The 8,342-nt window shown below is 43.7% G+C and carries 6 protein-coding genes; 4 read left to right on the top strand and 2 right to left on the bottom strand.

Features of this window, described 5'->3' with window-relative positions; all coding sequences use genetic code 11:
- Positions 1–34: 34 nt before the first annotated feature.
- Both F7734_RS08735 and F7734_RS08730 read left to right on the top strand, forming a co-directional pair.
- On the top strand, positions 35–898 hold the full coding sequence (locus tag F7734_RS08735) for a Tab2/Atab2 family RNA-binding protein (RefSeq protein WP_155744297.1): 864 nt from the start codon (positions 35–37) through the stop codon (positions 896–898).
- Positions 899–1,021: 123 nt separating this feature from the next.
- On the top strand, positions 1,022–2,335 hold the full coding sequence (locus tag F7734_RS08730; protein ID WP_155744296.1) for a TldD/PmbA family protein: 1,314 nt from the start codon (positions 1,022–1,024) through the stop codon (positions 2,333–2,335).
- A 4-nt stretch (positions 2,336–2,339) separates the two neighbouring features.
- On the opposite strand, the gene F7734_RS08725 is transcribed toward F7734_RS08730, so the two are convergent.
- Positions 2,340–3,149 (bottom strand): MFS transporter, encoded by an 810-nt coding sequence (locus F7734_RS08725; RefSeq protein WP_155744295.1) that lies wholly within the window; start codon positions 3,147–3,149, stop codon positions 2,340–2,342.
- 269 nt (positions 3,150–3,418) lie between these two features.
- Between F7734_RS08725 and iscB the strand changes: the two genes are divergently transcribed.
- Complete coding sequence (iscB, locus tag F7734_RS08720) at positions 3,419–4,792, top strand: RNA-guided endonuclease IscB (protein WP_155744294.1); 1,374 nt, start codon at positions 3,419–3,421, stop codon at positions 4,790–4,792.
- Here iscB and F7734_RS08715 read toward each other — a convergent pair.
- Positions 4,769–5,212 carry an MFS transporter gene (locus F7734_RS08715; RefSeq protein WP_243146759.1) on the bottom strand — a complete coding sequence of 148 codons (444 nt, stop codon included), beginning with the start codon at positions 5,210–5,212 and terminating at the stop codon, positions 4,769–4,771. The genes iscB and F7734_RS08715 overlap by 24 nt on opposite strands.
- Before the next feature lie 467 nt (positions 5,213–5,679).
- Between F7734_RS08715 and F7734_RS08710 the strand changes: the two genes are divergently transcribed.
- Positions 5,680–8,340 carry a chloride channel protein gene (locus tag F7734_RS08710; RefSeq protein WP_155744293.1) on the top strand — a complete coding sequence of 887 codons (2,661 nt, stop codon included), beginning with the start codon at positions 5,680–5,682 and terminating at the stop codon, positions 8,338–8,340.
- The last annotated feature ends 2 nt before the right edge of the window (positions 8,341–8,342 follow it).

Raw genomic sequence — 8,342 nt, 5'->3', positions numbered from 1 at the left:
ATATAAAAAAGTAGCCAAATCTCAACGGCATAACATGGGCAGTATTTGGGAACTAGATTTTTACTCACGTCCAATAGTGGACGAAAATCAAAAAAAACTTTGGGAAGTCTTGGTATGCGAAAGCCCGTTAGATACGCGGACCAAAGTAGATTCTGTTTTTCGCTTTACCAAGTATTGCCCCAGTACTGAAGTCAATTCAGTATGGTTGCGGACGACTATAGAAGAAGCCATTGAGAAAGCAGGTGCTTCTCCAAGGAGAATCCGCTTTTTCCGTCGCCAAATGAACAATATGATTACAAAAGCCTGCAAAGACCTTGGGATTCTCGCACAACCAAGCCGCCGGACTTTGCTGCTGAACCAATGGCTGCAACAGAGAATGGAAGAAGTCTATCCCCAAGAACCAGGGTATCAAGCAGGAACGAATCCTTCAGTGCGTTTGGATAATCCCTTACCCCAACGGTTACCAGACGCTTTAGAAGGACAGCAGTGGGATTTTGTCAACTTACAAGCGGCGGATTTTGCCGATATGCACGAGTGGGAAATTGGTTTTAGAGAAGCATTTCCTCTAGAATTCGCGCAAGTTTCCCCTGAAACTAGCATTCCCGGTATTTTGATTTTCTCACCCAGAGCATTACCCCTAGCAGCTTGGATGTCTGGTTTGGAGTTGGCGTGGTTGAAATTCGATAACAGCCAAGGAGCAAGATTAGTCTTAGAAACTGGTGCCACTGAAAGCTGGATTTTGGCGAATATCAAAAATGACCAAACTTTAGCAAAAGCCAAAAGTTTTGAAGAAGCAAAACAGAAAGCTAACGGCGTGCATTTTATAGCAGTGCAGTCCAATCCGCAAGAAGAATCTTTTGCTGGATTTTGGCTTTTACAAGAGGTCAATCTGCCGTAAATTGATTAATGGTTAATGGTTAGTGGTTAGTGGTTAGTAGATAGTGGTTAGTGGTTATTAACAACCAACAACTAACAACTAACAACTAACAACTAACTTTTTAACATTTCAAAAGCAAAAAACATGGAGCCTCAAAAATTACCTCAATATTCACTAGCAGAGCAATTGCTTGAACTTTCGGTAAAATCAGGAGCAGAAGCAGCCGAGGTATATCAGTCATTCTCGCTGTCTCAACCCGTGTTTTTTGAAGCCAATCGCCTCAAGCAATTACAAACCAGTCAATCAGAAGGTACAGCACTGCGGTTATGGCAAAACGGACGTCCGGGTTTAGCAGTTGCTTACGGTCCGGTGGAACCACAAGCCTTGGTAGAACGTGCTTTAGCTCTCAGTCAATTGAATCAACAAGAAATAGTAGAATTAAATGGTAACGATCGCCCTTTCTACCCAGATTTGGGGAAAAATGTGCCTGTAGACCAGTTGGTAGAATGGGGTAAAGAAGCGATCGCGCTCATTCGCCAGGAGTACCCAGATGTCATTTGTACTGGTGACTGGGAATGCGATGTGGAAACGACCAGACTCATCAACACTAGAGGTTTAGATTGTCACTACACAGATACAACTCTCAGTTGCTACGTAGAAGCAGAATGGGTACGCGGTGACGATTTCTTAAGCGTTGCTGATGGTGAAACAGAACGCAATTACCTACAGCCTGAAAAAGTTGCCCAGCAAATTTTACAACGGTTGGCTTGGGCACAAGAAAATGTTCCATCCCCAAATGCTCGCGTTCCAGTTCTATTCACATCCAAAGCAGCAGATATGCTTTGGAGTACGGTGCAAGCAGCTTTAAACGGCAAAAGAGTCTTGGATAAATCTTCCCCTTGGGGAGGACGTATTGGAACATTAGTGGTTTCTCCAAGTTTAACCCTCTACCAAGATCCCGAAGCCGGACCCTACAGCTGCCCGTTTGATGATGAAGGAACTCCAACTCAGCCTTTAGTCTTTATTGAAAACGGTATTTTACAGCATTTTTACACCGATCGCACAACATGTCGCCAATTAGGCATTGCGTCTACTGGTAATAGTTTTCGTCCTGGGTTAAACAGCTACCCCACTCCTGGTTTATTCAATTTTCTCATCCAACCCGGTTCTGGAACCTTACAAGAGTTAATTCAACATTTAGATCGTGGATTGATTGTGGATCAAATGCTAGGTGGAAATGCTGAGATGTCAGGAGACTTTTCTATTAATGTTGATTTGGGCTACCTTGTCCAAAATGGTGAAGTCATTGGACGCATTAAGGATACGATGGTGGCAGGAAATGTTTATACAGTTCTCAAACAATTGGTAAAGCTGGGCGGCGACGCCGACTGGAATGGTTCTTGTTACACACCATCTTTAATAGTAGAAGAACTTTCGAGCACGGGAAAACAAAATTGAAGAGTCATGAGTCATGAGTCATTTGTTGTTGTCTGATGAGACGACGCTCAGCAGGGCGTGCAAGTCCGGCATAGGCGGCGTAAGACGCGATCGCAAACAATGCCATGACACTGGACATGGCGATCGCAGTGTGCCCATCATAAAGGAAAGCAACCAGTCCACTTGCGAGTGCGCCACTCAGCATTTGCAGAAATCCCACTACAGCAGCGGCGACTCCAGCACTTTCTGGCACTGGCTGGATGGCACTGTGTATCGCGTTCGGTGAGACGATCCCGCGACAGAAGGTATTGAGTATGAGTAGGGGCATGAGTGTAGTCACTTGCGCGACACTACTCGCCGAAATAATCACCAGTGTTACAGCCGAGGCAGTGGCAATCAACAACCCAATAGTTAGCAACTTTGTATGCGACACACCACGGATACTTAAGCGTCCGTTGAGGAATGAGCCTATCATAATGCCAAAAGCAGTTGATGCAAATAGCCAACCGTAAGTTGTGGTTGAGACACCAAAAACATTGAGCATCACCAGTGGCGATCCTGCCACGTAGGCAAACATACACCCAAAATACAGGGCATTGACAAGGGCATAGCCGAGACAAATGGGATTGCTGAGAATACGCCCGTAATTTTTAATTAACCGAGATGGCTCGATAGCATTTAGATCGCGGTGAGTCAGCGACTCGTCAAGTCTAAGAGCAACAGACAGCAAGAGTAAAAACCCTCCCACAGCCAGCGTTCCATAAATCGCCCGCCAATTCGCGATCGCCATTACCAACCCACCAATTGTTGGTGCTATCATTGGCGCTACACTCATTATGAGGTTGAGAAGTAGGCAAAACGAAGGAATTCGTAGTTAATTGAAGTAATTCGGTTAACTGACTTCACCAGACTCAGCATAGAACTGTTTATTCTATGTTATCCGCAAGGATTTTAGTCCGCTTTTAAATGATGACTTAATGAGATTTGCCAGTCTCAAGCGTCGAGGGAGGAACATAGCTACTTTGCCATAGTGTAACACCGAACTTTTTGAGAAGTTTAAAAGCAGTGTCGAGGCAAACTACACCCCAATAGGGAGCTAATCAAATGATTACCAACTCTGTATTCGTTCTGAGTAAAAATGGAAAAATACTAAAACCAACAACGCCAGTTAGAGCGAGGATTTTACAATCTCAAGGCAAAGCTAAAAAACTGAATTTATTCCCATTTACCTTAATTTTAGAGAGTATGGTAGATGAAAACGTAGAACCATATTTAGAACTGAGGATCGATCCAGGCTCTAAAATAACTGGATTTTCCTTAGTAGACTTAAATAAGAACGAAGTGATTTGGGCGATGGAATTAGAACATCGTGGACTAGCCATTAAAATGGAAATGCTGACTAGAGCAGGTGTTCGTCGTTCAAGAAGATCTAGAAGACTTCGCTATCGGAAAAAGAGATTCGAGCGCAAAAAGCCACAAGGTTGGTTACCACCATCTTTAAGACATCGGTTGTTAACCACCGAAACTTGGATTAAACGATTACTTAAAGTGACACCGATTAAATCCATTGCAATTGAGTCCGTTAAATTCGATCTGCAAAAAATGGAGACACCAAACATAGAAGGTATTGAATATCAGCAAGGTACGTTATTCGGCTACACTCTACGTGAAGTACTCTTAGAACATTGGGGTAGAGAGTGTGTGTATTGTGGAAAGACAAATGTGCCACTACAAATAGAACACATCAATCCCCGCTCACTTGGAGGTAGTGACCGATTCTCAAATCTCACATTATCTTGCGAAAAATGTAACCAGAAAAAAGGAAATAAGCCAGTAGAGCAATTTTTGAAAAACAAAGGCGAAATTCTTCAAAAAATTAAAGCACACCAAAAAAAGTCATTATCAGATGCAGCAACTGTAAATTCAACTCGTAAAGCAATATTTGAAATGGCACAGCAATTCGGATTACCTGTAATGAGTGGTGATGGTGCATCTACCAAGATGATTCGGATTAAAAGTGGATTGCCAAAACTTCATTGGATTGATAGTGCTTGTGTCGGAACATCAGAAATAGTTAAATTGCGTATCTGTCAACCATTGCGGGCTACCTGTACTGGACATGGGACTAGACTTGTACAAAGAATGAATGCTAAAGGTTTTCCAGCGATCGCTAGTATCAAGAAAAATCCTATGACTGGTAAAAAAGAAGTTAAGCTAGTAGCCAAAAATCAAAAATATACTCATGCTACGGCAGGCGATTATGTTGTTTGCACTTTACTGAAAGACCGCAAACACGTTCGATGGGGAATTTATCGTGCCAGAGTTAAAACTCCAACTCCTAAAGGAGTGGAAGTGCTAATTAACGGTCATCGGATTTCTCTAGATCGACGACACGTTAAACTAATTCATCAATCTGATGGTTATGAATACAGTTTTACTACGATTGACCAAGATTTACTCCGTTTTAGCGCGATTTAATAACATGACATAAGAGAGTTGGGCTCGTGCTGCTGCTCCTTCAAATAAATCCCGGACAATCGCTAGTGTCATGACCATACCAGCGCCAGCACCAGCACCCTGAACTAAGCGCCAAGCAATCAGTGTGCCGATTGATGGTGTAGTAGCACACGCTGCACCTGCTAGAGCGAAGATTCCACAGCCTATAAGCAAGATTGGTTTGCGTCCATAACGATCTGACAGGGGTCCGAAAGCGAGCTGCGCGATCGCAAAACCAACCATGAACAGGCTCAGTGTTAGCCCAACAGCACCAGGTGATGCCCCCAGTGACGCACTAATTGTCGGGAATGCTGGTAGTCCCATGTCGATTGACAGAGGTGGCAGTGCAGTCAGTGCGCCCAAGAGTATCGTAAAACCTAAAGATTCGGGTCGAATTCGCATTGAGTTACTCAAGTGGTGGAAATCATCTCATTGCAAAAATGATTCAACTGCAATAGTAACTCTTATACAGAGTGCATATTAATGAGTGTTTTTGCATTTTTTCTTGAACGCGAAAACTCTGTTGTTTGGGTGCCCAGGTGGCTTCAGCCAATAGTGCTTTTATTAAAGAATATCCTGTTAGTTTTGATACATAGAATTCGTTGAGATTTAAGATAGCAGGGTTTTCATTAGAGAAGAGTAGTTCTATCAAAACGTCCTACTTTTCCAACTTTTTCTACAGTATAGGTATACCTTATAATTTATGATTTAGTTCGCATTATTAAGTGGACTTTATATTTATGATTTAATCAGCGTCAGCTCCCAATGCCCTTTTGCCCAATGCCCTTTTGTCCAATCCCCCATTTGATGAAATGACTTTGCTAGTAGAAAATGGGTATATTCCTAATCCTGCCTGTATGTAAATTTTTATGTCGCCTCCTTTACTTACTAAATCCTTCCGTGCATTTTGGCAACCAAGAAGAGGTTTAGCAATTGCAGAAGCGTCAGTTATTGGTTTGGTTGCAGCGTTATCGGCAGTCTTTTTCAAAGTGGGATCGGGATGGTTGGGTACTTGGCGAGTTCAGAGTTCCCACATTCTTCCAGCATGGTTCGTTTTACCTACGATTGGTCTGACCTTTGGATATCTTGCTGGGTTACTAGTCGAAAGATTGGCACCTGAAGCATCTGGAGGCGGTATTCCTCAAGTGAAAGCGTCTCTTGCTAACGTACCAGTAAGATTATCGTGGCGTGTTGCTGCTGTGAAACTGATCGGTGCAACCATTGCTTTAGGGTCGGGTTTAACTCTCGGAAGACAAGGTCCTACCGTTCATGTTGGGGCGGCTTTAGCTGCTGGGATGAGTCGCTGGGTTCCAACTTCTCCGGATCATCGACGACAAATGATAGCAGCTGGTGCTGGTGCGGGATTGGCAGCAGCTTTTAATGCTCCAATTGCCGGGGTGTTGTTTATCGTAGAGGAATTACTTCAAGATTTATCGGGACTGACTTTAGGAACAGCTATTATTGCCTCGTTTATTGGTGGGGTTGTCTCGCGGTTATTGGGTGGTCGAAGTTTGGAACTTAGCCTGGAGTTGGCTAAATCTTCTAGCAGTTTTTCTTTGCCAGAGATACCTTTTTACTTGCTTTTAGGCATTTTAGCAGGATTGTTTGCTGGTTTGTTTAATCGGGGGCTAATTGCCAGTATCGGAGTATACCGTAAACTGCGTATCAGTTTATCTCTGAAAGTCGCTTTAGCTGGTTTGATATCAGGTTTGGTAGTGGCGATGCTACCCGTTCCTTTCCGGAATAATACTGGATTGCGGGAGTTTGTGATTACAGGAGGAGCCGATCCTCTCATAGCGGTGCTGGCTTTTGTGGCTCAATTCATCCTGACTTTAGTGGCATTTGGTTCGGGCGCGCCGGGAGGATTGTTTGCTCCGAGTCTAATCTTAGGTTCTTGTTTGGGCTACATCATTGGTGTTTGTCAGTCATATCTTTTGGCAAGAGGTGACGCTACAACTTACGCACTAGCGGGAATGGGAGCATTTTTTAGTGCTGTCTCTAAAGTACCAATCACAGCAATTGTGATTGTGTTTGAGATGACAACAGATTTTAATTTAGTTCTGCCGTTGATGATTGGTTCGGTAACTTCCTACCTAGTGGCTGAAAAAATATTGCCTGGATCGTTGTATGACAGACTTTTACAGCTTAATGGTATCAACATTCAAAAACCAGCCCCTGTTGAGGAAGTTTTAACAAAGCTGACAGCAAAAGATGTAATGCAACAACGGGTAGAAACTCTTGAGGCAGAAATGACTCTAGAGGAAGTGGCAGAGATTTTCTCCCGTTCTCACCATCGAGGTTTTCCAGTGGTGGAAGACAGCAAGCTAGTAGGCATTATTACTCAAAGTGATTTGCTGAAAATGCGCGATAAGCCGAAGGATTCTCCTTTAAGGGATATTATGACAGCCGAGCCGTTGACGGTGACTCCCCTTCATAACCTCAGTAATGTCCTGTACTTACTCGATCGCTACCAAATTAGTCGTTTGCCAGTCGTTGAAGGGCACAGACTGATTGGTATCATTACCCGTGCCGACATTATTCGGGCAGAAGCAAACCATCTCAATGCCGACAACAAGCACTCAGGACCGCGATTGGAACCTTCTTATGTTGTGTATCAAACGCGCTCGCCCAGTACTGGTAGAGGTAGGTTACTCGTCCCAATGGCCAATCCAGAAACCGCCGGGACGCTTTTGGAAATGGCAGCAGCTATCGCCAGCGATCGCCATTACGAAATAGAATGCGTACAAGTCATGCTGGTTTCCCGTCACACTTCTACCGCCGAAACATCCGTAAAGACAACAAAAAGCCGACGCCTTCTACGCTTAGCAGAAGCTATGGGGAAAAAACGTAAAATTCCCATACATACCCAAATTCGGGTTGCTCACGATATAGCTCACGCAATTCTAGAGACAATTAAAGAAAGACACATCGACCTAATACTAATGGGGTGGAAGGGTAACACTTCCACCCCAGGTCGTATTTTTGGCAATGTTGTAGATACTATAGTTCGCCAAGCAACCTGCGAAGTTATGGTGGTCAAGTTAGGAACATCTCAACAGCCAACTGTTAATGACCATCAATTATCCGTACAGACGCCCCATGGCGCGTCTGTACAACTCCCCACTTCCTTTAATCGTTGGTTAGTACCAATGGCAGGTGGTCCTAATGCATGGATGGCAATTAAATTGCTACCTGCTTTAGTCACATTGGGGAACGATCCCAAAATTCGCCTGACACGGGTGTTTAAGCCAACAGAAGAAGCACCTGATATGACAGTTTTAGAAGAAGCAACTCGCCAACTTATCAGGCGGCGCAAATTAGCAAGTACCGTAATTGCTACTCCAGTAAAAGCCGAATCCGTCTCTGAAGGAGTTATTAGGTTAGTCAAAAAGGAACATTATGATGTTGTTGTTTTAGGTGCTTCTCGTGAAGGGTTGCTACAGCACGCTATTCAGGGTAATATTCCAGAAGCAATTGCTTCGGGTGTGGATATTACAGTTATTTTGGTTAGAGGAGCACTGAGAAATTAAGC

Source organism: Scytonema sp. UIC 10036, from assembly GCF_009725235.1.
Note: the sequence above shows the minus strand (reverse complement) of the source record. Positions and strands in the feature narration are given on the sequence as shown.

What these genes read in the sequence shown, in the direction of transcription:
- F7734_RS08725 (WP_155744295.1), bottom strand. Translation starts at nt 3,149, where the DNA reads ATGAGTGTAGCGCCAATGATAGCACCAACAATTGGTGGGTTGGTAATG.
- F7734_RS08710 (WP_155744293.1), top strand. Translation starts at nt 5,680, where the DNA reads ATGTCGCCTCCTTTACTTACTAAATCCTTCCGTGCATTTTGGCAACCA.
- F7734_RS08735 (WP_155744297.1), top strand. Translation starts at nt 35, where the DNA reads ATGGGCAGTATTTGGGAACTAGATTTTTACTCACGTCCAATAGTGGAC.
- F7734_RS08730 (WP_155744296.1), top strand. Translation starts at nt 1,022, where the DNA reads ATGGAGCCTCAAAAATTACCTCAATATTCACTAGCAGAGCAATTGCTT.
- F7734_RS08715 (WP_243146759.1), bottom strand. Translation starts at nt 5,212, where the DNA reads ATGCGAATTCGACCCGAATCTTTAGGTTTTACGATACTCTTGGGCGCA.
- iscB (WP_155744294.1), top strand. Translation starts at nt 3,419, where the DNA reads ATGATTACCAACTCTGTATTCGTTCTGAGTAAAAATGGAAAAATACTA.